Source organism: Thermodesulfobacteriota bacterium (genome assembly GCA_035559815.1).
Lineage (GTDB): Bacteria > Desulfobacterota_D > UBA1144 > Nemesobacterales > CSP1-2 > DATMAT01.
Genome location: DATMAT010000078.1, coordinates 26,228 through 50,697 on the forward strand (window position 1 = coordinate 26,228; position 24,470 = coordinate 50,697).

A 24,470-nucleotide genomic window follows, 5' to 3' on the forward strand; every position below is an offset into this window, starting at 1 on the left:
TGAATTGCGGTTGAAGCTTGGGAATCAATTTACCGATTCCGTTTATGTTATCATTCATAAATAAAAGACTATTGTCAACGTAAAATTCAAGTCTTTGCCAACAGCAGGAGATGAAACCTTAAAGTATTGGGTTCTTTTACTATTTCACCGAACCCTTAAAATGTATAGTAATCAAGCAGTCCGTAGAAAACTCCACGTTATGGCCTTGCGACGAAGCTGCTCGCAGCAGGGTATCCCAAAATTTCCCCTCCCTTGATGGGAGGGGATTAAGGAGAGGGTGAAAACACTTTCTATCACCTTGTATCCTCCCCCAGGGGGGATAATAATGTGGTAACTGTGTAGCAAGCACGATGGATTTTATTAAATTAAAATGTACTCAACAAAGAAGAACATCCTAATAACCGGGTTGCCCGGCATCGGGAAAACGACGCTTATGAAAAAACTCTCAAGCGAGCTGAAGGATCTCAATCCTGTGGGTTTTTATACCGAGGAAATAAGAGAGCAAGGTGTGAGAAAGGGATTCGGGCTCATCAGCCTTGACGGCAGAAAAGGCCTTTTATCCCACATAGCTATAAAGAGCCCTTATCAGGTGGGTAAATATAAGGTTGATATCAAAGGCTTCGAAAGTTTTCTAGATTCATTACAATTCTTCAACCTCTCGACCGGTCTCATCGTAATTGATGAAATAGGAAAGATGGAGTGTCTATCAGCTAAATTCAGAAAACTGGTAGAACAGGTCCTAGATTCTGACAAATTAGTCATTGCCACCATTGCGCTCAGGGGCGGTGGTATTATCGAGAAGATTAAGAAGAGAAGCGATGTAAAGCTTTTTGATATGACGTTGAGCAATAGGGATTCACTGCTGGATGAAATATTAAAAGAGGTGAAATCGGTATCGGCATGAACTGGAGCGATACCATAACGAAAATCCCTTTTCTCATCTTCCCCCTGCTTTTACCGGGAAATGCCTATCCATGGTCGACCCACTCGTTGATTACCGACATATCCCTCTCCGGCATTAAAGGAAATCTTTCTTCCGCTAAACACAGGGAGTCCTATCCTCCGTTTGAGGATAACTCCATTAATAAGAACTACGACCTTCTTTATGGGCATAAGTTGTTATCACCGGGTGAATTACTGGATAATGACCTCGATGAAAAAAGACCGGCGGGTGTAGAGGTCCCAAATGAGTTTCTTCCAATATTTAATCTACTGGCTATTTATTCCTCGGAGCCGGAATGGGGAATGGACAGGAATGTAGATACGGGCTTCGTTTCCGGGTTTATGGGCGGCTCGCAGGGTATGAGACATATGTATTATCCCGCTCTCTCAATCCATTTCCCTTTGTTTTTAATCCCGATGGGCAAAGCGCCGGAGAGAGCAGAGCATTATACTAAACTGGCTATCCGCGCATTCAGGGAGGGTAATCAATACTGGGGATGGAGATATGCCGCCTGGGCCCTCCATTACCTCCAGGACTTGGGCCAGCCCTACCACACCCGGCAGACCTATTATAAATTCATAGTCTTGTCCTCCCCGGTCAAAGGCACCACCAGGGTCACCAAAAACTACCATATAGGCTTTGAGAGGTTTACTTCATTCTTGTTGACAAAAGAATTGAACGGAGAACTTCCGCCCACACTTTTAAACTCGCTTCTTGAATGCAACTCCTTGAAGATAGAAGGGAGCATAGAAGGCTTTGCCAAAAATGTAGCAAAGCTCTCTAATAAAATGTCCGGAGATACATTCACCGTATCTATCAATCTCTTCCCCGACGAGATGATGGAGCCACGGAAAGTAAGTATCGATCGGGGTGAAGCGGAGAGATTAATCCAATCCGAGAATTTCAAGAATTACCTCGAAGTTGCCTCAAATGCCTTGTGTATTACCGGCGACATCACCAGGAAGTATGTAAGCTGGATGTGGAAGCAGTTTGAGCAGGCTAAGGACGAAAGTAAATTCTGAGAAACTTTTTACTGTAAACATCACATTCAAGAGCGGCGGTGTTATCGAGAAAATAAATACCATCATTCCCCAAGTTACCTCATTAATACCTTCGGGCATAAGCTCTAGCTGGAAGCTGTCTTATGTAGAGGCGCAAAATCTTGCGTCTCTACAATGGATGCACACTTAATCCTATCCCCAAACTTATTAATTTGGAACGTTCGGGTATGACAAGGAGAAGTGGATAGCCGATAAAACTTGTCCCACATGTTCAAAGCGGGCAGTATTCGGGCATTGTACACGAGTTAATCAATCCTAACCTTGCCCAACTGATTTTATCACGGCATTATTTTAATGGAAGCAAAGCCTAGGTTTTACTTCCTGGACTCCTTCGCTTCGTCTTCCCCAAGCCCAGCCTTTCATGCGTGAACCATTCCTTGCCCTTCTTTATGGCAATGAATTTTCCCCTGTTTATAAGGGTTCTCATACTGTCGGGCGAATAGCCGAGTATTTCCGCCACTTCTTTTGCCGGCTTGAGTTGAATACTCCTTTTTGCCTCCATCACATTTATGAAGATTCGGTCGAGACTGACCTTTAAAGCTTCATTTATAATCCGCTCCATTAATTTGGTCTTCATTGATCCTAATGACTTCAAAATTTTGTTCTTATCAAAGCCTCCCCGTGTGACCTTTTGCAGTACTCTATCTCCCTCCTCCAGGGCTTTGGAATAAACTTTTCTATTAACATCGTCTCCTTTTAAAATAATCGGAGGATAACCCCTTGATACAAAAAGGTAGTTAAGTATGATCCTTCCAGTCCTTCCGTTTCCATCCTCAAAGGGGTGAATCGTTTCAAACAAAATGTGCTGGGTAGCAATTAATTTTATAAAATCGGCAGTATATATGTTTTCTTCAACATATTCTTTATATAACCTCAACCACCTCTCGATATCATAGGAAACCGGTGGATTTATCTTTGCTCCTGCTACCCGGACGTCTCCCTTCCTGTAATCCCCTGAATTATTGATGCCTTCAAAAATCATCTTTTTTATCTGTTTAAACATAGATAAACTGAAAAGAAATTCTCCCGTTTTGAAGTTTTCATAAGCCATACCATAAAAGTATTTTGCCGCCCGAAAATAATTAAGAGCCTCCCTTTGGTTTTTCTTGAGTGGCACACCTTTGGCTAATACCTCTTCAAGTTCGTCCTCAGATATGAAAACACCCTCTATCATAATCGAGTTTCGCGTTTCCTCCTTAAGGATGTATAGCCATTCCTCGTTTATTATCTCAGGCTCAGGAAGCCCGCCCAGCTCGGTTAAAAGCTCTTTCCTCTCTCCTATGAAATTGTTTCGCATAATAGTAGTTTATTTTAAATATTACGTAACATCAATGAGTTAGATGTGTTTCGTAAAACCGCTTTTTTTGAAACGAAACAGTTTTTAGGATCCAAGGCTTTTAGTATGACTTTACTCTATCTCCTTAATTATCATTCTTCACACCTTGCCCAACCGATTTTATCACGGCATTATTTGTTATGGAATTGGAGAAAAGATCGGCAATTTGCAGAAAAGTTAGTTTTCCTTATTCGGTAAGGGAATTGGATGGATTCCTGCTTCCGCGGGAATGACTCTCCTATGACCTAAGCCCATCAAGGAGGTATTCAATGGCTGAAAGAGTGGCATTAGTAACCGGTGGAGCCAAGGGGATTGGGCGGGCGATAGCATTAGATTTGGCGGACAGGGGTTGGTCCATAGCTATCTGCTACCGAACAAGTGAAAAAGAGGCAAAAGAAACTGTAGAAGCTATCCAGAAAAAAGGTACCCGTGGACTCCGAGCAAAGTGCGATGTATCCGATTCAAGGGCTGCGGGTGACCTCGTCAAGCATGTAGAGAAAGAGTGGGGACGCATTGATGCACTAATTAACTGCGCCGGGCCTTATCACCGGGTGAACATCCTCGATGAGACGATCGAAGGCTGGCATTCCATGTTCGATAACAACCTCCATCCGGTTTTCTATCTGAGCAGGGCGGTAGCACCGGGAATGAAAGAGCGCAGGTGGGGAAGGATTATAAATTTCAGTATGGCCAATGCAGACAAGCTCTCCGCCCAATCCGACATTACTGCCCATTATATTGCTAAAGCGGGAATACTAATTTTAACCAGGTCCTTGGCCCGCACGCTGGCGCCTTTTGGAATCACTGTAAACGCAATCTCCCCCGGTTTTATCAATTCAGGAAGCGCGCCGGAAGAAGAGCTTTCTAAAATGGTAAAGATGATTCCGGCAGGATACGTGGGGAATCTGAAAGATGCGGTGGAAGCGGCACGGTTTCTCCTTTCGGAGGAGGCGAGTTATATTAACGGTGCAAACATTCACCTGAGCGGTGGGTGGGGGTTGTAGCAACCATTCAAATCCGGGCGCTCCAATTTCATCCTCTAATTGATTCATCCTTCGACTTTGCTCAGGATGAACGGATGCATAAAGAGAACGGTCTGATCATGTCGAAGCAATTATGCTCCGACGGTATAATAATGACACTTAAATACACAAACTTTAAATTTATAGAACGACCATGAGCTTACGATTTGTTGTACATGAGCACGATGCTACACACCTTCATTACGACTTCCGTCTGGAAATGGACGGGGTTCTTCGCTCCTGGGCAATTCCCAAGGGCCCTTCCATGGACCCTGCCGATAAGCGTCTGGCGGTACTGGTAAACGACCATCCGGTGGGCTACATCGATTTTGAGGGGATAATACCAAAGGGAAGGTATGGAGCAGGCCCGGTGGTTGTTTGGGATTATGGAACCTATGACCTCATCGAGAGAAAGAAGGATAAAATCGTTTTCTTCCTCAGGGGCAAAAAGCTGGAAGGAACCTTCACCTTGGTCCGGTTTAAGGGAAAGGAAAGGGAGTGGCTCCTCATAAAACAAAAAGATGAATTTGCTGTCCCCGGATGGAGGCTTAAAAGTGACCTCACCCCGGAAAAACTGGCAGGGCTTAAGGAAAGGTTACCCACTTGCGAGACCCCGTAAAACGAAAAAGAAACAATTACTGAAGAAAATAATTAGGAACGCAGCCTGTCCGAGCTGGTCCCCGATTTAATCCGGGAAGGATATGCTTTCCCTACAACCGTTTATCAAGTGTTTTCCCTAAACCCTAAAAACTAATCACCAAAAACTAATCACTGTCTTTTTAAGGGGCAAGCCTTTCTATAATCCAGCTTCCGTCTTTAACCAACCTATAGCGTAAGCGGTCATGGAGCCTATTTGGGCGGCCCTGCCAGAACTCTATTGATTCCGGCGCCAGTCTATATCCTAACCAGTATGGCGGCCTGGGAACATCCACATCGCTATATTTCGCCTCGAGCTCTTCCATACGATTGTCCAGAACTTTCCGACTTCTTATTACCCGACTTTGCTGAGACGCCCAGGCCCCTAGCTGGCTCCCCTTGGGTCTGGTCTTGAAATATGAATCAGCCTCCTCATCCGACACCTTCTCCACCCTTCCCTCGATCCGCACCTGCCGCTCCAGTTGAGACCACCAGAATACCAGGGCCGCCCTGGGGTTTTGACCGAGGTCCTCCCCCTTATTGCTCTCCGCATTGGTATAAAAAACAAAACCGCCCTCATCAAAGCCCTTGAGAAGCATCATCCGAGCCGACGGCTTTCCGCCCCGGTTAGCGGTAGCAAGGGTCATCGCGTTTGCATAAACCGGGTCCGCTTTCAGTGCTTCTTCAAACCACTTTTGAAATTGCCTGAAAGGATTTGAATCAAGGTCGCTTTCCCTAAGCTCCCGGAGCTTAAATTCTTTGTTAAAATCTGCCTTGGGTGTGTCCATGTGTTGTTCCGAGCCTCCTTCTCAAATTCCTAGAATGGATTTTTCTTCCACCAATTGGTTATCTTGGAACTTCTGAGCATCTCTGGCAATAGCCTGAACCAAATCGTTAAAAATGGCTTTATGGATTAGGATAATCTACAGTTTATTTTCCGTCCTCCCCAGCAGGTACCTTAATGCCCCCTCAAGCTCTGGGTATCGAAATTTATAACCGGTGTCCAGTAATTTCTTGGGTAAGGCGCGCGTGCTGGCAAGAAGCATTTCTTCAGCCATTTCTCCGGTCAGGATACGAAGAGCAAACTCCGGTACGGAAAGAAAGCTCGGACGTCTCAGCACCCGCGCCAGCGTCTTGGTAAACTCCCGGTTCGTAACCGGGTTAGGCGCCACCGAGTTCACCGGTCCCTTAAGATTTTCCTTGCTGATGGCATGATGAATAACACCGACCATGTCGTCTATGCTAATCCAGCTTATATATTGGTTTCCACTTCCGATCGTTCCTCCTACTCCCAAACGGAATGGAGTGAGCATAGTCTTCAAAGCCCCGCCTTCCGGGCTTAGCACCAGGCCGATTCTAAGATTGACCACCCGAATGCCCTTTTCCAGAGCGGGCTCACAGGCCAACTCCCACTCCCGGCACACCTCCGCCAGGAAGCCCTCGCCCGATTCGCTTTCCTCGGTGAGAATTTCGTCGCCACGGTTTCCGTAATAGCCTACGGCAGATGCGCAGACTAAAACCCTAGGCGGTTTTCCGAGTTCAGCCAAGGACCGGGAGAGAAGCCTAGTCCCTTCGACCCGGCTTTTACGAATCCTCTTTTTTTTCTCCTGGGTCCATATTCCGGCGACGTTTTCTCCGGCCAGATGCACCACGGCCTCATGTCCCTCGAGAGCAGCCGAATCTATATTCTTCGCATTAGGATTCCAATAGGCAACCGACTCTCCGATTTTACCCCCAGAAAAATTCTTGGAACGGGTCAGACGGGTTACGCCGTGTCCGCTCTTAGTAAGAAAAGGAACTAAAGCCGACCCGACCAGTCCGGTAGACCCGGTAACCAGGATTCGCATTTGGGAACCTCCGTAAACTTTATTGTTTAGATATCATCTTCGATCACTTGATGCCGGTATCTAAATAAGCTTTCGAGTTTACCCTGCACCAGGCTACCTTCTAATATCTTACCTAAAGGTCCAAAAGGTAAAGAATACTCACCAACTTTCCCCAGGGTGAATTGACAGGCTCTGAAGCACCGAGTCTTTCACGCCAACGATAAAAAACCTCTTCGACAGAGGCTTCAATGCCTGTGCGGAGACCAGACGTTCCCAATTCATGGTATTTTCACAGTGTTTAAATTAGCTATGGAATTTTGTTACCGAGCTAGCTGATATCCGCTACCCAGACATTAACCGAGGGAGGCAAACGAGTTGTGGGGAACGCACATGTGCGTTCCCTACCTGTAGGAAATTTTAGCAACTTAACTCCCATTCAGAGAGGTACTTCAATACGTCCATACCGTAATAAAGATTACTTTCGGGATGTTATGTTTAACTTATTTTCCAAAGGTCTCCAGTATAGCTTTTTGGTATTCCTTTACTTCTTCAAAATGCAAAAAGTAATGGGGCGCGCTTAGTATAGGAAGGTCGATGAATTCTCTATACTCCTCTATTTTCTTCCTGCATTCATCGGCGTCTCCTACCACTGCAAAGCTATCCACCATATCGTCGGTCACGTTCTCAATCATGGATTTAACATCCCTGTTGAAAAATGCCTCCCTGATTTTTCCGGCCTCTTTCTCGAATCCATGCATTTTGAAAGGGGGTTCGTACGTGCGAACCGTGGCATAGAAGGCTATCGTAGCCTTAGCCGCTTCTCTTGCTTCCTTGAGGTTGTTTGAGACGGCGCAGGTAATAATCGATGCCGTCTTAAAGTGCTCCCGCTTCCTTCCCGAATTCTCAAGCCCGGTTTTTATGCTTTTGCTTACGACATCTTTAATATACCGGAGGGAACAGACAACATGCCCCAAATACCCGTCGGCCACCTGCCCGGCGGCCTTCACCATGTATTTACCCACGCCGGCAAGGTAGATGGGGATATCGGTTCGCCAGGGTTTGAAAGGACGATGGTAGCCCCTGGTATTGATGTTGTAGTAATCCCCGGAATACGAAATCGGTTGTTCCAGATGAGAACCTTTCATGAGGAGGCGTATTACTTCGATACATTCCTTTATTCGGGACACCGGCTTTACGTGTGTTATCCCATGCCACATCTCATTTGTGCGCTTCGCCCCGGTTCCGAGCCCCAGGATTAACCTGCCATTTGAAGTCTCATCCAAGTCAAGAGCGGTAAGGGTGGTAATCAGCGGGCTCCTAACGAACGCAAGGGCTACAGCTGTTCCTAACTTTATCTCGTTAGTGGCGGGTACTATTGAGGAAAGCTGCTGAAAGGACGTCCGGTAAAGCTCCGTTGCCCAGACGGAGTCAAAGCCAGCGTCCTCGGCCTCCCTAGCCAAATGGGCCATGTCGGAAATGCTCTCGGCGTCGAGGATCAGCCCCGTATTTCCCATAGGTTCCCTTCTCCTTTATTCAGCATAACTAGTGTAATAAATAACAGAGGTAGAGAGGCATTGCAATGCGTCTCTACTATAAACGAATGTGCTCAGTATAGACACTGCGAAGAAAAGAACTCCGTGAGAGAAGAAGAGGTATTCATTCTTCGACTGTGCTCAGAATGAACGGGTTTTTTTATTTCTTTTTCCCAGCGGTTGCACCGTCCGCTCATTCCTTCATCGTACTCAAGATGGGCTCGGAGTTTATCGAAGGATGAATTTAAAACATAGGAGTTCGCCCTTCGTCACAGTTTATAGTGAGCGTAGTCGAACTGCTTCACCCTTCGTCTTCGCTCGAGCATGACAACATAAGCCGCTCGTGGATTCCGTCATATAAGAAGGGCTCCAGAATGACATTTATAAGAGTGAAATCATTCTATTAGATACAACTTGCTAAGGCGGTATCCGTTTGATTAAATCCTGGTTATTACAATTAAATGATAATCACAGAGGAAAATCGGTTATTCGACTTCCTTTTTGGTTTCGTTAGGAGCCTCTCCTTCGGAAAGAGGAGCCTCCTTTGCTTCCTCGGTTGGCTTTTCTTCGCTCCGTACCAGCCCTAACTCCTCTGCCGCTTCCTTTTTCCTGCTCTTTGCCTCTGCAGATGGTTCCCCGGTTTTCACCTTCTCCTCCGGGGCGGGCTTTGTTTTTTTACGACCCCTGGGTTTATACTCTTCTTCCACCAGCTCTAACATCGATATCGGGGCATTATCGCCACGCCTCATCCCTAGCTTTATAATCCGGGTATAACCACCGGGGCGTTCTTTATACTTGGGGGCTATTTCATCAAAGAGCCTCTTCAATACGCTTTTATCGCTTATAATCTCTGCCGCTTGTCTCCGAGCATGGAGGGTTCCCAGTTTAGCCAGGGTTATTACCTTCTCGGCAAACCTCCTCAGCTCTTTTGCCCTGGTGTCCGTCGTCTTAATCCTTTCGTGGCGAAGAAAATCGGTAACCATATTTCGAAGCATGGCTTTCCTGTGCTTAGTAACCACGCCGAGCTTTCGTCCCAGTCTTTTATGTCGCATCCAGAGTCCTCCAAAATGTCAGGAATGAGAAACCCTCTTCTCATTCTTTTCGTTTATCCGCTTGGCCTTCTCCGTCTCGAATACCTCCTTATTAATCTTGAGTCCGAGACCGAGACCGAGTTCGGAGAGTCTGTCTTTTATTTCTAGGAGTGAACGTTTGCCGAAGTTCTCCAGGTTTAATAGTTCTTCCTCCGTCTTTTGGACCAAATCCCCGGTCAAAACGACGCCAGCCTTTCTCAAGCAGTTCAATGACCTCGCCGAGAGTTCCAGGTCATCGATGGAAGTGAAGAGCACCTCTTCAGTCCCGCCTATCTCCTTTTCTTGCTCCACCTCCGATACACTATCCACATCCCTTTCGTCAAAATTTATGAACACGGTAAGCTGATGCTTCAGGATTTTTGCCGCATATGCCAGTGCATCCTCGGGAAGTATGGTGCCGTTAGTCCAGATTTCCAGCGTAAGCCTTTGATAATCTGTCCGCCTGCCCACCCTGGCGTTGGTAACCATGTAGTTCACCTTTCTTATGGGTGAAAAAAGGGCATCGATAGGTATAACCCCTATCGCCCCCTGAACCTCCCCCCGCCTCTCCACCGGTTGATAGCCCTGCCCCATCTCTACCGACATCTCCATCTCCAGTTTCGCTCCCTCCGAGAGTGTGGCTATGTGGTGATTCGGGTTTAGGACCTCAACCTGATGTCCGGTAATAATATCCCCGGCTTTGACGTCGCATTCCCCCATAGCGCTAATTCTCAAGGTCTGAGGCTCGTAGGTATGCATCCTAAGCTCAACACCTTTAAGGTTCAATATAACCTCCGTTACGTCCTCTTTAACACCCGGTATGGTGGAAAACTCATGCAATACCCCTTCAATCTTGATCGAGGTTATAGCAGGACCTTGAATTGAGGAAAGAAGTACCCTTCTCAGGGCATTTCCCAGGGTTATTCCATATCCACGCTCCAGCGGCTCGCATATGAATTTTCCGTAAAACGGGTTAGAAACCCGCTCATCCTTCTCCAACTTTTTGGGTCTTATAAGATCCTGCCAGTTTCTCTGAAAATCCTTCAACTTGCCTCCCTCCTTTTCGAATTGCGGATTGTAGGTTTCGGATTTCGGAATTAAAGATTTGTTAAATCCGCAGTCCGTTGTCCGAAATCCGCAATTGATCCGGTTATACTCTTGAATAAAACTCCACTATAAGTTGCTCTTCGATAGGAATAGTTACGTCCTCTCTAGCGGGCAGCTTTTTTATAACCCCTCTGTAGTTTTCCCTATCCAGCTCAAGCCACTCCGGGAATCCCCTTCTGGCCAGTCCGTCGAGCGACAAATTAATCCTATCCAGCTTTCGGCTACCCTCCGCTATCTCGATAACGTCTCCGATTTTTACCTGATAGGAAGGAATATCCACCTTTTTGCCGTTCACCAGGACATGGCCATGGCGTACCAATTGCCGCGCTTCTTTTCTCGAACTGGCAAACCCCAGGCGGTATAAAGTATTATCCAGTCTCCTCTCCAGGAGGGAAATAAGCAGTTTGCCGGTTACCCCCTTGACCCGGGAAGCCTTCTCGAAATAGCTACTGAATTGTTTTTCGGTAAGCCCGTAAATACGTTTGACCTTCTGCTTTTCCCTGAGCCTTATCCCGAACTCTGAAAACTTGGAGCGCAGCCGTCCATGTTCCCCCGGAGTTTGGTCTGGCCTCTTCTCCACGGCGCATTTTTCGGTGTAACACCTTTCGCCCTTGAGGAACAACTTCATTCCCTCCCTTCTGCAAAACCTGCAAACAGAACCCCTATACCTTGCCAATTACGTTGAGCCTCCCTTTTTCAATTTTCGATTTTGGAATTCGGATTTCGAAAAGTATTTCAAAACTCTTAACCGCACTCAGCATAAAATCCGCAACCCGCAATCTGCAATACGCAATCTTAATCATACCCTTCTCCTCCCCGGCGGTCTGCAGCCGTTATGAGGAATAGGGGTAACATCTCGAATCAGCACGATTCTAAGGCCGGCGGCTTGCAGAGACCGTATGGCCGGCTCCCTGCCCGGGCCGGGACCCTTGACATAAACGGACACGCTTTTCATGCCGAGACCTGCCGCCTTCCTGGCAGCATCCTCCGCTGCGATCTGTGCAGCAAACGGAGTCCCCTTTCTCGTTCCCTTGAATCCCTTCATCCCCCCGCTCGACCAGGCAACCACATTACCCTGGTTATCACTTATGGTGACTACGGTGTTGTTGAATGTCGCTTGAATATGAACCACTCCCTGCTCCACAAACTTTTTAGTCTTTTTGCCGGTCTTTTTCTTTGCCAACTTATACCTCCAGCTTATCCTTTGCTCGCTTTCTTCTTCTTAGCTATGGCCGTTCCCCGGGGCCCTTTCCTGGTCCTGGCGTTAGAGCGGGTCCTCTGACCGCGCGCCGGAAGCTTCAGCCTGTGTCTAAGCCCCCGGTAACAGCCGATTTCGATGAGACGCTTGATATTACCCTGGACCTCTTTTCTAAGCTCTCCCTCCACGGTATGTTCTCTCTCTATTATGTCCCTTATCTTAGCGATTTCCTGTTCGGTCAAGTCGTTTGAGCGCTTGTTTAAATCGATCTCCGCTTCGTTAAGAATCTTTCTGGACGCAAAGCGCCCTATGCCGTATATATAAGTGAGACCTACTTCGATACGTTTATTCGGTGGAATATCCACACCAGCAATCCTGGGCATGTCTTCCCTCCTAGCCTTGTTTTTGCTTATGCTTTGGGTTAGTACAGATTATGCGCACCGCGCCCCTTCTTTTTATTATTTTGCATTTGTCACAAATCTTCTTCACCGATGCTCTTATCTTCAATTTAGCTCCCTCACCAATGCTATTTTTTCAACCGGTAAGTGATCCTACCCTTGGTAAGGTCGTACGGCGAGAGCTCGACCTTAACCTTGTCCCCGGGAAGAATGCGTATGAAATGGGTTCTCATCTTTCCGGACACATAAGCCAATATCTTGTGGCCATTCTCAATCTCTACTCTGAACATCGCATTTGGAAGCGCTTCGATCACCTTACCCTCAAACTCTATTCTTTCCTCTTTCGCCATACAATCCTCTTCAATGTTCCTGGGTCAGGATGACCGGACCGTTGTCAGTAATTGCGACCGTGTGCTCAAAATGGGCGGAGAGCGTTCCATCCACCGTTACTGCAGTCCATCCATCGCTCAGTATCCTGATATCCGGCCTCCCTACATTAACCATAGGCTCTATGGCAATGACCATTCCTGTTTTTAATCTTATACCCTTCCCCCAGTTTCCATTATCAGGGACAAAGTTAGGAACCTGCGGGTCCTCGTGAAGATTTCTCCCAATTCCATGGCCGACAAAGGCCTTGACGACAGAGAACCCCTCCTGCTCGACATAGCTCTGTATAGCGTGGGAAATGTCAAAGAGCCGGTTTGTGGGGCGAGCCATATCTATGCCTTTATAAAGCGAATTCCTGGTCACCTCCAGAAGCTTCTCGGCAACGGTCGAAACTTTACCCACCGGTATGGTTATTGCCGAATCGCTGTAGAATCCATCGAGGTATACGCCGAAATCCAGGCTGAGAATATCCCCCTCTTTTAGGATCTTTTTTTTGGATGGGATGCCATGGACAACCTCGTGATTTATGGCAAAGCACACCGATGCTGGATAATCTCTATAACCTTTAAAGGCGGGTGTGGCCCCCCTACTCAATGCTACCTCTTCGGCAATCCTGTCTAGGTCCCAGGTGGAAATACCCGGTTTGGTTTCTTCCCTAAGCCTTGCCAAAACCTCGATAACCACTCGGGACGCAGCCCTGATTTTCTCTATTTCTTCCTCGCTCTTCAAAAAAATCATTTTTTTATAGTATTCAAAATTTTTTCAACCCGGCTGAATACCTCTTCGACCTTACCCATGCCATCAACCCTATATAATATGCCGGACTTACTATAATAATCTTTGAGAGGCTCCGTTTGGGCTCTGTAAACCCGTAGCCTATTCCTTATTACCCCTTCCTGGTCGTCATCCCGTTGATAAAGATTTCCACCACATCTATCGCAATACCCCGGTTTCTTCGGGGGTTCGTAGGCTATATGATACATTGCCCCACATTTTTCGCAAACCCGCCTGCCGCTAATCCTTTTTACAATCTCCTCGTCGTCCACCTCGATAGAAATAACCGCCTGTATCTTCAAGCCGTCTTCACTAAGCGTCCTATCCAACGCCTCGGCCTGGGGAATGGTCCGAGGAAATCCATCCAGCATAAATCCCTTCCTAGTTTCACCTTTCGTTATTCTTTCTTTAATTATTCCTATCACCACCTCGTCCGGGACCAACTCGCCTTTATCCATGAAGGATTTGGCCAGCTTTCCCAGGTCCGTACCTTCTTTGACCGATGCCCTGAGTATATCCCCCGTAGAAATGTGCTGAACGCCATACTGGCCGGATATACGTTGAGCCTGAGTTCCCTTTCCTGCTCCGGGAGGTCCAAAAAGTATCAACCTCATACATAACACTCCATAAAATCGTCATAGCTATTTAGCTGATCCATGATCCATTTAGATCTTTCATCCTGTATCCTGTACCGTGCATTCTGCATCCCGCTATATCCCAAACCTCCTAGGCCCTTTCATACCCCGCTTCTTTATGAAACCCTCGTAACTGTGGGTAATCAAGAAAGACTCTATCTGCTGGACCGTGTCCAGGGTGACCCCAACTACGATGAGAAGAGAGGTACCACCGAAAAAAAACGGAAGATTAAACGGCTTCGTTTGAAGAACCGACGGCAGCACGCATACCGCGGCCACATAGATAGCCCCGATGAAGGTTATCCTTCCCAGTATTTTGTCGATATATTCGGCGGTTTTTTTCCCCGGCCTTATCCCTGGAACAAAGCCTCCGTTTTTTCTCAGGTTCTCGGCCAGGTCATCCGGATTGTACACGACCGCGGTGTAAAAATAGGCGAAGAATATAATTAAGGCCGCATAAATAGCATTATATATGAACATATTTTGAAAGAAATAATCGCTTATATTCCGGAGCGTGGGGATATTGATGAAGGTAAGCACGGTGGCAGGGAATATCATCAACGAGGAGGCGAAAATGGGAGGAATAACCCCTGCCGTGTTCACCTTTAGCGGTAGATGCGAAGACTGTCCCCCGTATACCTTTCTCCCCACCACCCGCCTGGGGTATTGTACCGGGATCTTTCGGTAGGACCTCTCTACATACACAATGGCCCCTATGATCAAGGCCAGGAAACCAAAAAGCAGTATGACCCCAAATACGTTCATTTCCCCGGTTCCAACCAGCCTGAAGATATCCCATATACCAGACGGTATCCTAGCCATGATCGATGCGGCGATTATAAGGGATATACCGTTTCCTATTCCCCGCTCGGAGATCTGCTCACCTATCCACATGACAAAAAGACTGCCGGCGGTAAGTGTAATCACGGTGGTGATTCTGAATACCCATCCCGGGTCCTTCACAACCGAGGCGCCCAATCCGAGGCCTCCTTCGAGTGTAACCGCCAGCATGAAACCCTGAATGATACATATAAGTACCGTTCCATACCGGGAATACTGGTTTATCTTTCTTCTCCCAGCCTCACCCTCCTTTTGAATCGCTTCCAGGGTAGGAATGGCCTTCACCAGGAGGGACATGATGATAGACGAAGTTATGTACGGCATGACCCCCAGTGCAAACACTGAAGCCTGCTCCAGGGCGCCGCCGGAAAAAAGATTTAATATGTCGAATATAGTTCCCCTGGTTTGCTCAAAAATCCTGGATATCTGTTCCGGGTCTATACCCGGTGTAGGTACGAAGACGCCCAACCGGTAAACGATGAGCATCAAGGCGGTGAAGAGAATCCTTTTGTTTAATTCAGGAATCCTGGGAATTGCTGAGATATTTCTGCTCATAAAACCTCTGCTTGGCCCCCGCGCCCTTCGAGCTTTTTGACCGCTTCCCGGCTAAAGCTATTTGCTTTCACTTTTAGTGTCCTAGTTAGCTCCCCGTCTCCAAGAATCTTCACCGGTTTTTTCCCGCTTGCCAGGCCCGCTTTTTTCAGGACCTCCGGTGTTATAACATCCCCGTCGCTAAATTCGTTGAGGTCTCTCACATTTATCAGGTCATAGACGGTCTTCTTTGGGCTCTTGAACCCACGCTTTGGCGACCTTAGCTTGAGCGGCGTTTGTCCGCCTTCAAACCATGGGGAAACCATCCCCCCGGATCGGGAGCCTTGTCCCTTATGCCCGCGTCCGCTGGTTTTGCCATGGCAGCCCGGGCCCCTACCTACTCTTTTTCTCTCTTTTTTTGCACCAGACGGGGGTGTTAGTCTATTCAGCATTTCCATAACCTCTTGAACATTAATTCGACATATTAGCGTAATATCTAGGGAGGTCTAAATCTTTTACTTCCTTCCCCCTGACCTTTGCTACGTCCTCAGGCATTCTTAGAGAAGAAAGTCCGTTTATAGTGGCCAGCACCACATTCAAGGGGTTTGTCGAACCGAGCACCTTGGACAATATGTCCTGAATGCCGGCTAGCTCGACTACTGCCCTCACCGCACCTCCGGCAATAACCCCCGTACCGGGAGCAGCCGGCTTTAATATGACCCTGCTCGAACTGTGCTCACCCACGACCTCGTGGGGAATGGTGTTGTTACGCTTGGGAACCCTTATCAGGTTCTTCTTGGCTTTTTCTATTGCTTTTCTGATGGCATCCGGGACTTCATTTGATTTCCCCAAAGCGGTTCCGACGACACCGGCACCATTCCCGATTACCACCAGGGCAGTGAAATGAAACCTCTTGCCGCCTTTTGTTACTTTCGCCACCCTTCTGACGTGTACTATCTTCTCTTTTAAATCCAAACCAGTCGGATCAACTCTTTCCCTTTGCAATACCTCTTCTCCTTTAGATAAGAATCTAACTCAGCCTTTAAAATTCTAGTCCGGCCTCCCGGGCCCCCTCAGCCAGAGACTTAACCCGGCCGTGATAAGGGTATCCACCCCGGTCAAAACGTACCGTCTTTATACCTTTTGACAAAGAGAGCTCACCGATATATTTCCCCACGATTTTCGCCACTTCTATCTTCTTTTTGGGGTCCTGTTTTAATATCTCTCTAACCTTAGGGGTGTGCGAAGAAGCGGCAACCAGTGTTCGTTCCGCCACGTCGTCAATTACCTGAGCATAGATATGCTTCGAGGATTTAAACACGGTAAGCCTCGGCGTGCCAATGGAGGAGAATGCTTTTCTTTTAACCCTTAGATGCCTTATATCACGCCTTTCTTTCCTGCTTCTCTGCTTTATCATTTCTTAGCACCCGCCTTTCCCGGTTTGAGTTTGAGCATCTCACCGGTGTATCTTATACCCTTACCCTTGTAAGCATCCGGCGGTCTCAGTTCCCTTATCTTTGCCGCAGTGTTTCCCACCAGGTGCTTATCGATGCCCTGTATGATCACCCTTGTTCCCCTCTCCTCGACCGTAGCAGTCACACCCGGAGGCAGTGTAAATTCTACCGGGTTTGAATAACCAAGATTGAGTTTTAAGGCGCTCTTCCCGGAAAGCTCGGCCCGGTAGCCAACACCGACAATATCGAGCGAGCGGGAAAAGCCCTCGGTAACCCCCAAGACCATATTCGCGACCAAGGAGCGAACGAGGCCGTGAAGCGCCCGGTACTTTTTTTCATCGCTCTCCCTTTCCACATATAGTTCGTTGCCCTCTACCCTGGTTTTAATGCCTTCGGGCAGGTGTTGGGAGACCTTACCCTTCGGACCGGTAACCTCGATCAAACCGTTTTTAGCCTCTACCTTAACCCCACTGGAGAAATTTATTGGCTTTCTACCTATCCTAGACATAGCGATAACCTCACAGCACTGTGCATAAAAGCTCTCCACCAATCTTGAGACGCCGTGCCTCCGTCCCAGTCATAATGCCCCTTGAGGTGGAAACAATAGAAATTCCTAGGCCTCCTCGTACCCTGGGAAGTTCATTCTTGTTCACGTATACACGACAACCCGGTTTACTAACCCTCTTAACCTCTTTTATAACCGTTTCTCCATCGGGCGTGTAGAGAAGGTCGATCTTGATTATCTTTCTCGGCTCCTCTTCAAACACCTTGTAATCGGCTATGAACCCCTCTTCCTTAAGAATCCGGGCTATCTCTACCTTTATTCTTGAGGCCGGGACCTCTAGCGATTTATGGCGAGCTATAAGAGCGTTTCTTATTCTTGTAAGCATATCAGCAATAGGGTCGGTCATTTCATCTCCCTCTCTCGATTTCGGATTTTAGATTCCGGATTTCGGAATATTTTTATCCGCAATCCGCATCCCGCATTCCGAAATTGTACAAAATCACCAGCTTGCCTTCCTTACGCCGGGAATACTTCCGAAGCTGGCCTTATCCCTGAAGCATAACCGGCACATAGCGAACTTTCTTATGTACGACCTGGGCCTACCACAAAGCGGACAGCGGTTTCTTTTTCTAACTTTAAACTTTGGCTTTCTATTGGATTTCTCTAAAAGCGCCTTTCTGGTCATGAACACCCTCTCTAATTTTTTCTAAACGGCATACCCAGATTCGTCAAAAGCTCCCTGGCTTCTTCGTCGCTTTTGGCACTCGTTACTATAGTCACGTTCATACCCTTAACCTTTTCAATCTTGCCGTAATCGGCCTCCGGGAATATCAGGTGCTCTCTGATGCCCAGTGTGTAGTTTCCACGGCCGTCGAATGCATCCGCCGAAACACCCTTAAAATCTCTCACCCGGGGAAGCGCCAGATTGACCAGCCTATCCAGGAACTCGTACATGCGGTCTCCGCGTAGTGTGACCATGCAACCGATAGGAACCCCTTCTCTCAACTTAAAACCGGCTATAGATTTTCTGGCCCTGGTCACAACCGGCTTCTGTCCTACTATGGAAGACAACTCGTTGACAGCATCGTCTATTACTTTATTCTCCCTTCCCGCATCACTCAGCCTTCCGAGCCCCATATTCACCACGATCTTCTCCAGACGGGGAATCTGCATGGGGTTTTTATACCCAAACCGCTCTTTTAACTTTGGAGCCACCTTTTCTTTGTAAACCACTTTTAATCTTGGAGCCATCAGGTCTTAATTTCCTCGCCGCTTTTTTTGCTATATCTTACCTTTTCCTTCGTGGGGAGCACCTTATACCCCACCCTGACCGGGCGCTTTACCGTAGGGTCGTACGGCATCAGATTGGATAGATGAATAGGGGCTTCCTTCTCGATTATTCCACCGGTCGGATTTTTTTGAGAAGGACGGCTATGACGCTTTACCATGTTCAGCTTCTCCACCAAGGCCTTGTTCTTATCCCTCAAAACCCTTATCACCTTTCCGGTCTTCCCCTTGTCCTTACCGGCTATTACATAAACCGTGTCACCGGTCCTGATATGAAATTTTCTTCTTCCCAATCCCTTTTTTTTATTATCCCTGACCATAGAAACCAAATTAAACAACCTCCGGTGCCAGTGAGATTATTTTCATAAAGCCCTGAAGACGGAGCTCCCTGGCTATGGGGCCAAATACACGCGTTCCCATGGGCTCATTTTCCTTGGTTATGAGCACCGCCGCATTATTATCGAACCGGACATAGGAGCCGTCAGCACGCCTCTGTTCCTTTCTGGTGCGAACTATGACCGCCCGATGGACATCCCCTTTCTCCACCTTAGAATTGGGGAGTGCCTCCTTGACCGAAACCACGACGATATCACCCAGCCGGGCGTATTTCCGGTTAGAACCGCCCATTACCCTTATGCAGAAAAGCTTTTTCGCCCCGGTGTTGTCTGCAGATTCGAGAACCGTAGTAGGTTGAATCACTCCGTATTTCCTCCTTGCTCGGATAATTCCTCTATAACCTCGCCTTCGATAACAGTGGCATGCTCAAGAACCTTGCTTACCCTCCATCTCTTCGTCTTACTTAGAGGTCTTGTACCGATTATAAGAACCTTATCCCCCACTTTGCACTCCCCCTTTTCATCGTGAGCCTTGAACCGGGAGGTTGCCTTTATCGGCTTGAGGTAACTGGAATGTTTTTTAATTCTAGTCACATCCACAACCACCGTTTTATCCATCTTATCGCTAGTAACTACACCCACTAGCTTCTTAACCTTTCCTCTGGCCATAGGTCTTATTTTCTCCTTATTCCCAGTTCTCTCTCTCTTTTGAGGGTTAATACCCTGGCCAGGTCCTTCCTCAGTTTCCTTACCCTGGCCACATTTGTGGTCTGGTTGGTGGCAATTTGCACCCGGAGGTTGAAAAGCTCCTCCTTTGTATCCCTTTCCTTTTTCATCAACTCCTCGTCGCTAAGCTCTCTTATCTCACCTGGCTTCATGTGGTCAGAACCCCCTCTTCCCGGGCCACTACGCGCGTCTTCACCGGAAGTTTATGAGAGGCGAGCCGGAGCGCTTCCCTGGATACATCCTTGGGAAGGCCGCTTATCTCGTAGAGCATGGTGCCCCGATATATCGGCGCTACATACCCGGCAACATCTCCTTTTCCTTTTCCCATCCTGGTCTCCGCGGGTTTCTTGGTTATAGGCTTATCCGGAAATATCCTCACCCATAGCTTGGCGCCCCGTCTCACGTGACGGGTTATGGCCACTCGAGCCGCCTCAATCTGTTGAGAGGTCAGCTTGCCGCATTCTAGCGATTGAAGCCCGAACTCCCCGAAGGCCAAGGTTGCCCCCCTTGTCGCCTTTCCCCTTATTCTTCCCTTATGTTGCTTTCTATACTTTGTCCTAGCCGGCTGAAGCATTTTTTATTTCCCGCCTTGTTAAATCAACTTGTATGTCTTGCCTTTCTTTCCAAAACCTCGCCCTTGAATATCCATACCTTTACACCTATGACTCCATAGGTTGTTTTTGCCTCGGCCAATCCGTAATCTATGTCTGCCCGGAGAGTAGTAAGAGGGACTCGTCCCTCCCGGTACCACTCTTTTCTGGCTATCTCCGCTCCGCCCAACCTACCAGCCACCATAACTTTTATACCAATTGCCCCAAGCCTGAGAGCAGAAGCCATCGCCCTCTTCATGGCCCGTCTATATGCAACCCTCCTGGAAAGTTGAAGGGCTACATTCTCCGCCACAAGCTGGGCATCCACCTCCGGACGTTTTACTTCACGGATATCCAGATAAACATCCTTACCGGTCATTTCGTGGAGGCTTCGCCTTAAAGATTCGATCTCCTGTCCCTTTCTGCCGATTATCATGCCCGGCCGTGCCGCATATATCACCACCCTTACCCTCTCTGATGCGGCCCTTTCCAACTCAATCTTGGAAATACCAGCCTGATAAAACTCCTTCTTGATGATGGACCTGATCTTTATGTCCTCGTGAAGAAGCTCGGTGTATTTTTGCTTCTCGGCATACCACTTTGAATCCCAACTTTTGGTGATCCCGATCCTGAGCCCTATAGGGCAAACCTTTTGTCCCAAGTTATAACCCCCTTTCTTCAAGCACTATCGTGAGGTGACTCATCCTTCTCTTCCTGGAATAAGCCCTTCCCATCGCTCTTGGCCTAATCCTCTTGAGCACCGGGCCTGGGGAAGCGTAAGCCTCCTTTACGTACAAGGTCTCGGTACTGGTATGCCCTTTCTCGGCGGCATTAGCCACGGCGGACTTAAGGAGCTTGGCCACGATTGGCGCCGGCCTTCTCTTAACTGACCCGAGGACCGAAAACGCCTCCTCGACCCCGTTTCCTCTTATCAAGTCCAATATTACCCTAGCCTTTTTTGGCGATGTTCTAGCGTACTTATGCACTGCCCGGGAGACCATCTCTTCACCCTTTTAACCTGTGGTTTTTTCAAGTTTTGCCTTCTTATCTCCTCCGCCATGCCCGGTAAAGGTGCGCGTGGGAGAAAACTCTCCTAACTTATGACCCACCATGTATTCGGTTATGTATACCGGAATAAACTTCTTCCCGTTATAAACGGCAAAGGTAAGACCTATCATGTCTGGAATAATCATCGAATCCCGGGACCAGGTTTTGATGATACGCTGGTCTCCTGAAGTCTTCGCTGCTTGAATTTTCTTGAGCAGTTTTGAGTCTACATAAGGGCCTTTTTTATTCGACCTTGCCATGTTTACTCCTTCTCTTGATTGCGGATTTTAGATCTCGGATTTCGGATTAAGATATTCCGCAATCCGCATTCCGATTTCCGAAATCTATTTGTCCATTCCATAACCTATTCTTCTGCGTTTTACTATGAATTTATCCGTCCTCTTGTTTTTTCTTGTCTTGTATCCTATTGTAATCCAACCCCATGGTGAAACCGGATGAGGATTTCCTTTCGTGGCCTTCCCCTCTCCCCCGCCGTGTGGATGGTCTACTGGATTCATCGCCACCCCCCTTACATGAGGGCGTCGGCCCATGTGTCTAGTTCTTCCGGCCTTACCTATTACCACCAACTCGTGCTCCAGGTTCCCCACTCTGCCGATGGTAGCCATGCAGTTAAGTGGAACCAGACGAATCTCTCCGGAGCTTAGCTTTAGCTGGGCATAATCCCCCTCTTTAGCCAATATCTGAGCGGAAGCTCCGGCCGCTCGCAGTATTTTGCCGCCGCCGCCCGGCTTTAACTCCACGTTGTGTATCAAGGTCCCCAGGGGGATATTTTTTAGGGGAAGGGCATTACCGGTAACAATATCCACGCTCTCCCCGGAGGACACCACCGTATCCCCGACGTTTAAGCCGTCTGGCGCTATTATATAGCGTTTCTCCCCGTCTTTATAATTTAGAAGTGCTATTCTTGCCGAACGGTTAGGGTCATACTCTATAGTAGCTACCTTTGCCGGGACGTCGAATTTATCCCTCTTGAAATCGATAATCCGGTAAAGCCGCTTGTGCCCACCCCCGCGATGGCGAGATGAGACCCTGCCCTGAGAGTTTCTACCCGCTCGTTTCTTGAGCGACTCCGTGAGCTTTTTGTGGGGCCTGTCCGTTGTGACCTCAGAAAAATCGAGAGAAGTTTTAAACCGCGTTCCCGGGGTCTTTGGATTATATTTTTTAATACCCATATTTAAACACCCTCAAAAAATTCTATCTTTCCTTCTTTAAGCTTTACATATGCCTTCTTTAGCGGGGACCTACGCCCTACGGGACGCCCAAACCTCTTTACTTTCTTTCCGGGGACTATCAGTGTCCTTACTGCTTCTACCTTCACCTTGAATACCTTTTCTACCGCTTCCTTTATTTCTTTCTTATTAGCCTTCCTTCCAACTGAAAAAACATACCAGCCGCTTTCCTTTATGGCCGAAGACTTTTCTGTTATTATGGGGCGCTTAATTGTCTGCAATGGTTCTTTCAACCCTTGAGTACCTCCTGAACCTTGAGAAGTGAGTCCTCTGTCATAACCAAGGTATCGAATCTGAGGAGATCATAGACGTTTAGCCCTTCTGACTTCAGCACCTTGACGCTTTTCAGGTTTCTTGCAGATTTAGTAAGATTCTCGTTTTCTCCGCTAATGACTACGAGGGCTCGGTCAAGCTCAAAAGTCCTGATAAAATCCACTACCAGTCTCGTCTTCACCCGGTCAAGATTAAAATCCTTTAGTATGACGATGTGACCATCCTTATGTTTTAGAGAAAGTGCGCTTCGCAACGCCCCGCGTCTTACCTTCTTAGGAACAGCATAGGACCAATCCTTGGGCTTCGGCCCAAAGATAACGGCTCCCTTTCTCCATTGCGGGGCTCTTATACTTCCTTGGCGCGCCCGCCCCAGATGCTTCTGTTTCCAGGGCTTCCTTCCTCCCCCGCTCACCTCTCCCCTGGTCTTGGTTGATGCAGTTCCGGAACGATGGTTGGCTAACTGCCAATTAACTACGTAATAAAACAAATGCTCCTTGATGGGAGATTCAAATATCTCTGGATCAAGCTCGATAGAGCCTACCTTGTTCCTATTCAAATCGTATATATCATACTGCGGCACTTTTGACTCTCCCTTTTGTCGTGTGCTTGAGTATCAGGATACCCCCGTTTGGCCCGGGGACTGACCCCTTTATGACTATCAGGTTTTTATCCGGGTCTATCTTCACCACTTTGAGTCTCTGCATAGTAACCTTTTCCGCACCCATATGACCGGCCATTCTAAGCCCCTTCCATACCCTAGCCGGAAAGGAGTGTTGGCCTATCGACCCCGGTTTTCGGTGAGACATGCCGCCATGGGAATCAGGCTGTCCGGCAAAGCCGTGCCTTTTCATAACCCCGGCGAAACCCTTTCCTTTGCTGGTTCCGGTAACATCTATGAGGTCTCCTTCCTTGAAGACATCGACCCTTATCACATCACCCGGCTTGTAATCGTCGGCCTTGCCGTCGAGAACTGCGAACTCCTTTATGACCCTCAAGGGTGGAACCCCGGCCCTTTTTAGATGTCCGAGAAGGGGTTTATTAAGCCTCTTCGGTTTTATCTCTTCAAAACCCACCTGAACGGCCTCGTATCCGTCTTTGTCCTGTCTCTTCTTGTCAATCACGAAGCACGGTCCGGCTACGACCACTGTGGCCGGCACAGCCGTGCCGTCATCGAAGAATAATTCGGTCATTCCTATTTTTTTACCTATCAGTCCTTCAATCATCAGCTTTAAGACCCCGTAAGTTTTATCTCAACCTCAACCCCCGAAGCCAGGTCGAGTTTCATCAGAGCATCTATGGTTTGCTGTGTGGGCTCCAGTATATCCACCAGCCTCTTGTGTGTCCTGACCTCGAAATGCTCTCTCGAATTTTTATCCACATGCGGCGACCTTAGCACGCAATAACGACTTATATCGGTCGGTAATGGAACTGGACCGGCTACTCTTGCCCCGGTTCTTTTAGCCGTCTCTACGATTTCCGATGCAGACCTATCCAGCAACTTGTGGTCAAATGACTTGAGCTTAATTCTGATCTTGGCAGCACGATTCATGTCTTGTTATCCCTGAAACCCTATTCGATGATTTTAGTAACTACACCTGCTCCCACCGTCCTTCCCCCTTCCCTTATCGCAAACCTCAGCTTCTCCTCCATCGCCACCGGCGCTATCAACTCCACCTCCATGTTCACGTTATCCCCAGGCATCACCAT

At 47.9% G+C, this 24,470-nt stretch carries 39 protein-coding genes; 4 read left to right on the plus strand and 35 right to left on the minus strand.

Translation table 11 applies throughout. The features are described 5' to 3' along the window. The first annotated feature begins 370 nt into the window (after nt 1-370). On the plus strand, nt 371-904 hold the full coding sequence (locus tag VNN20_17745; protein ID HWP94030.1) for an NTPase: 534 nt from the start codon (nt 371-373) through the stop codon (nt 902-904). After that, nucleotides 901-1,965 carry a hypothetical protein gene (locus VNN20_17750; GenBank protein ID HWP94031.1) on the plus strand — a complete coding sequence of 355 codons (1,065 nt, stop codon included), beginning with the start codon at nt 901-903 and terminating at the stop codon, nt 1,963-1,965. Before VNN20_17745 ends, VNN20_17750 begins: the two co-directional genes overlap by 4 nt. 346 nt (nt 1,966-2,311) lie before the next feature. Here VNN20_17750 and VNN20_17755 read toward each other — a convergent pair whose 3' ends face one another. Further along, entirely contained in the window at nt 2,312-3,301 is a 990-nt protein-coding gene (locus VNN20_17755) for a Fic family protein (GenBank protein ID HWP94032.1), read from the minus strand. A 308-nt stretch (nt 3,302-3,609) separates the two neighbouring features. On the opposite strand from VNN20_17755, the gene VNN20_17760 reads away from it, so the two are divergent. Together VNN20_17760 and VNN20_17765 are read left to right on the plus strand one after the other, a co-directional pair. Then, entirely contained in the window at nt 3,610-4,344 is a 735-nt protein-coding gene (locus tag VNN20_17760; protein ID HWP94033.1) for an SDR family oxidoreductase, read from the plus strand. A 172-nt stretch (nt 4,345-4,516) separates the two neighbouring features. Further along, nucleotides 4,517-4,981 carry a DNA polymerase ligase N-terminal domain-containing protein gene (locus tag VNN20_17765; protein ID HWP94034.1) on the plus strand — a complete coding sequence of 155 codons (465 nt, stop codon included), beginning with the start codon at nt 4,517-4,519 and terminating at the stop codon, nt 4,979-4,981. Between the two features lie 160 nt (nt 4,982-5,141). Here the strand turns inward: VNN20_17765 and pdxH are convergent, their stop codons facing one another. From pdxH to tuf, 34 genes are all read right to left on the minus strand, one after another. Further along, a complete protein-coding gene (gene pdxH, locus VNN20_17770; protein ID HWP94035.1) occupies nt 5,142-5,786 on the minus strand; it encodes a pyridoxamine 5'-phosphate oxidase in 645 nt (214 codons plus the stop codon). Nucleotides 5,787-5,921: 135 nt separating this feature from the next. Then, nucleotides 5,922-6,845: a TIGR01777 family oxidoreductase gene (locus VNN20_17775; protein HWP94036.1), complete on the minus strand. Its 924-nt coding sequence runs from the start codon at nt 6,843-6,845 to the stop codon at nt 5,922-5,924. Nucleotides 6,846-7,324: 479 nt separating this feature from the next. Beyond that, the gene (locus VNN20_17780) at nt 7,325-8,338 is read right to left on the minus strand and encodes an LLM class flavin-dependent oxidoreductase (GenBank protein HWP94037.1); all 1,014 of its coding nucleotides are present in this window, start codon (nt 8,336-8,338) and stop codon (nt 7,325-7,327) included. 503 nt (nt 8,339-8,841) lie between these two features. After that, a complete protein-coding gene (gene rplQ, locus VNN20_17785; GenBank protein ID HWP94038.1) occupies nt 8,842-9,408 on the minus strand; it encodes a 50S ribosomal protein L17 in 567 nt (188 codons plus the stop codon). Nucleotides 9,409-9,426: 18 nt separating this feature from the next. Next, nucleotides 9,427-10,473 carry a DNA-directed RNA polymerase subunit alpha gene (locus VNN20_17790; protein ID HWP94039.1) on the minus strand — a complete coding sequence of 349 codons (1,047 nt, stop codon included), beginning with the start codon at nt 10,471-10,473 and terminating at the stop codon, nt 9,427-9,429. A gap of 103 nt (nt 10,474-10,576) precedes the next feature. After that, nucleotides 10,577-11,209, minus strand: a complete 633-nt coding sequence (gene rpsD / locus VNN20_17795; GenBank protein HWP94040.1) for a 30S ribosomal protein S4 — start codon at nt 11,207-11,209, stop codon at nt 10,577-10,579. Nucleotides 11,210-11,332: 123 nt separating this feature from the next. Next, complete coding sequence (gene rpsK / locus VNN20_17800; GenBank protein ID HWP94041.1) at nt 11,333-11,734, minus strand: 30S ribosomal protein S11; 402 nt, start codon at nt 11,732-11,734, stop codon at nt 11,333-11,335. Further along, complete coding sequence (gene rpsM, locus VNN20_17805) at nt 11,731-12,114, minus strand: 30S ribosomal protein S13 (protein ID HWP94042.1); 384 nt, start codon at nt 12,112-12,114, stop codon at nt 11,731-11,733. The genes rpsK and rpsM overlap by 4 nt, the downstream gene beginning before the upstream one ends. A 10-nt stretch (nt 12,115-12,124) precedes the next feature. Continuing rightward, the gene (gene rpmJ / locus VNN20_17810) at nt 12,125-12,238 is read right to left on the minus strand and encodes a 50S ribosomal protein L36 (protein ID HWP94043.1); all 114 of its coding nucleotides are present in this window, start codon (nt 12,236-12,238) and stop codon (nt 12,125-12,127) included. 19 nt (nt 12,239-12,257) lie between these two features. Next, nucleotides 12,258-12,479 (minus strand): translation initiation factor IF-1, encoded by a 222-nt coding sequence (gene infA / locus VNN20_17815; protein ID HWP94044.1) that lies wholly within the window; start codon nt 12,477-12,479, stop codon nt 12,258-12,260. 10 nt (nt 12,480-12,489) lie between these two features. Beyond that, on the minus strand, nt 12,490-13,254 hold the full coding sequence (gene map / locus VNN20_17820; GenBank protein HWP94045.1) for a type I methionyl aminopeptidase: 765 nt from the start codon (nt 13,252-13,254) through the stop codon (nt 12,490-12,492). Next, nucleotides 13,251-13,904 carry an adenylate kinase gene (locus VNN20_17825; protein HWP94046.1) on the minus strand — a complete coding sequence of 218 codons (654 nt, stop codon included), beginning with the start codon at nt 13,902-13,904 and terminating at the stop codon, nt 13,251-13,253. Before VNN20_17825 ends, map begins: the two co-directional genes overlap by 4 nt. Nucleotides 13,905-14,000: 96 nt before the next feature. Further along, nucleotides 14,001-15,320: a preprotein translocase subunit SecY gene (secY, locus tag VNN20_17830; GenBank protein ID HWP94047.1), complete on the minus strand. Its 1,320-nt coding sequence runs from the start codon at nt 15,318-15,320 to the stop codon at nt 14,001-14,003. Beyond that, nucleotides 15,317-15,754: a 50S ribosomal protein L15 gene (rplO, locus tag VNN20_17835; protein HWP94048.1), complete on the minus strand. Its 438-nt coding sequence runs from the start codon at nt 15,752-15,754 to the stop codon at nt 15,317-15,319. The genes secY and rplO overlap by 4 nt, the downstream gene beginning before the upstream one ends. 13 nt (nt 15,755-15,767) lie before the next feature. Next, nucleotides 15,768-16,301, minus strand: a complete 534-nt coding sequence (rpsE, locus tag VNN20_17840) for a 30S ribosomal protein S5 (GenBank protein ID HWP94049.1) — start codon at nt 16,299-16,301, stop codon at nt 15,768-15,770. A 37-nt stretch (nt 16,302-16,338) separates the two neighbouring features. Continuing rightward, nucleotides 16,339-16,713, minus strand: coding sequence for a 50S ribosomal protein L18 (gene rplR, locus VNN20_17845; GenBank protein ID HWP94050.1), 375 nt, complete (start codon nt 16,711-16,713; stop codon nt 16,339-16,341). Next, nucleotides 16,710-17,258, minus strand: coding sequence for a 50S ribosomal protein L6 (rplF, locus tag VNN20_17850; GenBank protein HWP94051.1), 549 nt, complete (start codon nt 17,256-17,258; stop codon nt 16,710-16,712). Before rplF ends, rplR begins: the two co-directional genes overlap by 4 nt. A gap of 10 nt (nt 17,259-17,268) precedes the next feature. Next, nucleotides 17,269-17,661, minus strand: a complete 393-nt coding sequence (gene rpsH, locus VNN20_17855) for a 30S ribosomal protein S8 (GenBank protein HWP94052.1) — start codon at nt 17,659-17,661, stop codon at nt 17,269-17,271. Between the two features lie 93 nt (nt 17,662-17,754). Further along, entirely contained in the window at nt 17,755-17,940 is a 186-nt protein-coding gene (locus VNN20_17860; GenBank protein HWP94053.1) for a type Z 30S ribosomal protein S14, read from the minus strand. 11 nt (nt 17,941-17,951) lie between these two features. Continuing rightward, complete coding sequence (gene rplE, locus VNN20_17865) at nt 17,952-18,506, minus strand: 50S ribosomal protein L5 (GenBank protein HWP94054.1); 555 nt, start codon at nt 18,504-18,506, stop codon at nt 17,952-17,954. Then, nucleotides 18,506-18,862, minus strand: a complete 357-nt coding sequence (rplX, locus tag VNN20_17870; GenBank protein HWP94055.1) for a 50S ribosomal protein L24 — start codon at nt 18,860-18,862, stop codon at nt 18,506-18,508. Before rplX ends, rplE begins: the two co-directional genes overlap by 1 nt. Before the next feature lie 10 nt (nt 18,863-18,872). Continuing rightward, nucleotides 18,873-19,241, minus strand: a complete 369-nt coding sequence (rplN, locus tag VNN20_17875; GenBank protein ID HWP94056.1) for a 50S ribosomal protein L14 — start codon at nt 19,239-19,241, stop codon at nt 18,873-18,875. Further along, the gene (gene rpsQ, locus VNN20_17880) at nt 19,238-19,546 is read right to left on the minus strand and encodes a 30S ribosomal protein S17 (protein ID HWP94057.1); all 309 of its coding nucleotides are present in this window, start codon (nt 19,544-19,546) and stop codon (nt 19,238-19,240) included. Before rpsQ ends, rplN begins: the two co-directional genes overlap by 4 nt. A 5-nt stretch (nt 19,547-19,551) precedes the next feature. Beyond that, nucleotides 19,552-19,755, minus strand: coding sequence for a 50S ribosomal protein L29 (rpmC, locus tag VNN20_17885; GenBank protein ID HWP94058.1), 204 nt, complete (start codon nt 19,753-19,755; stop codon nt 19,552-19,554). After that, nucleotides 19,752-20,177: a 50S ribosomal protein L16 gene (gene rplP / locus VNN20_17890; protein ID HWP94059.1), complete on the minus strand. Its 426-nt coding sequence runs from the start codon at nt 20,175-20,177 to the stop codon at nt 19,752-19,754. The genes rpmC and rplP overlap by 4 nt, the downstream gene beginning before the upstream one ends. 23 nt (nt 20,178-20,200) lie before the next feature. Then, complete coding sequence (gene rpsC / locus VNN20_17895) at nt 20,201-20,854, minus strand: 30S ribosomal protein S3 (GenBank protein HWP94060.1); 654 nt, start codon at nt 20,852-20,854, stop codon at nt 20,201-20,203. 1 nt (nt 20,855) lies between these two features. Continuing rightward, nucleotides 20,856-21,194, minus strand: a complete 339-nt coding sequence (rplV, locus tag VNN20_17900; protein HWP94061.1) for a 50S ribosomal protein L22 — start codon at nt 21,192-21,194, stop codon at nt 20,856-20,858. Nucleotides 21,195-21,206: 12 nt separating this feature from the next. Further along, on the minus strand, nt 21,207-21,500 hold the full coding sequence (gene rpsS / locus VNN20_17905; GenBank protein HWP94062.1) for a 30S ribosomal protein S19: 294 nt from the start codon (nt 21,498-21,500) through the stop codon (nt 21,207-21,209). Between the two features lie 84 nt (nt 21,501-21,584). Then, complete coding sequence (rplB, locus tag VNN20_17910; GenBank protein ID HWP94063.1) at nt 21,585-22,433, minus strand: 50S ribosomal protein L2; 849 nt, start codon at nt 22,431-22,433, stop codon at nt 21,585-21,587. Nucleotides 22,434-22,435: 2 nt separating this feature from the next. Continuing rightward, complete coding sequence (gene rplW, locus VNN20_17915) at nt 22,436-22,723, minus strand: 50S ribosomal protein L23 (protein ID HWP94064.1); 288 nt, start codon at nt 22,721-22,723, stop codon at nt 22,436-22,438. Further along, entirely contained in the window at nt 22,720-23,343 is a 624-nt protein-coding gene (rplD, locus tag VNN20_17920; GenBank protein ID HWP94065.1) for a 50S ribosomal protein L4, read from the minus strand. The genes rplW and rplD overlap by 4 nt, the downstream gene beginning before the upstream one ends. After that, entirely contained in the window at nt 23,330-23,986 is a 657-nt protein-coding gene (gene rplC / locus VNN20_17925; GenBank protein ID HWP94066.1) for a 50S ribosomal protein L3, read from the minus strand. The genes rplD and rplC overlap by 14 nt, the downstream gene beginning before the upstream one ends. Nucleotides 23,987-23,991: 5 nt before the next feature. Continuing rightward, on the minus strand, nt 23,992-24,312 hold the full coding sequence (gene rpsJ, locus VNN20_17930) for a 30S ribosomal protein S10 (GenBank protein ID HWP94067.1): 321 nt from the start codon (nt 24,310-24,312) through the stop codon (nt 23,992-23,994). Between the two features lie 20 nt (nt 24,313-24,332). Further along, a partial coding sequence (gene tuf / locus VNN20_17935) for an elongation factor Tu (GenBank protein HWP94068.1) occupies nt 24,333-24,470 on the minus strand: 138 nt, incomplete at its 5' end.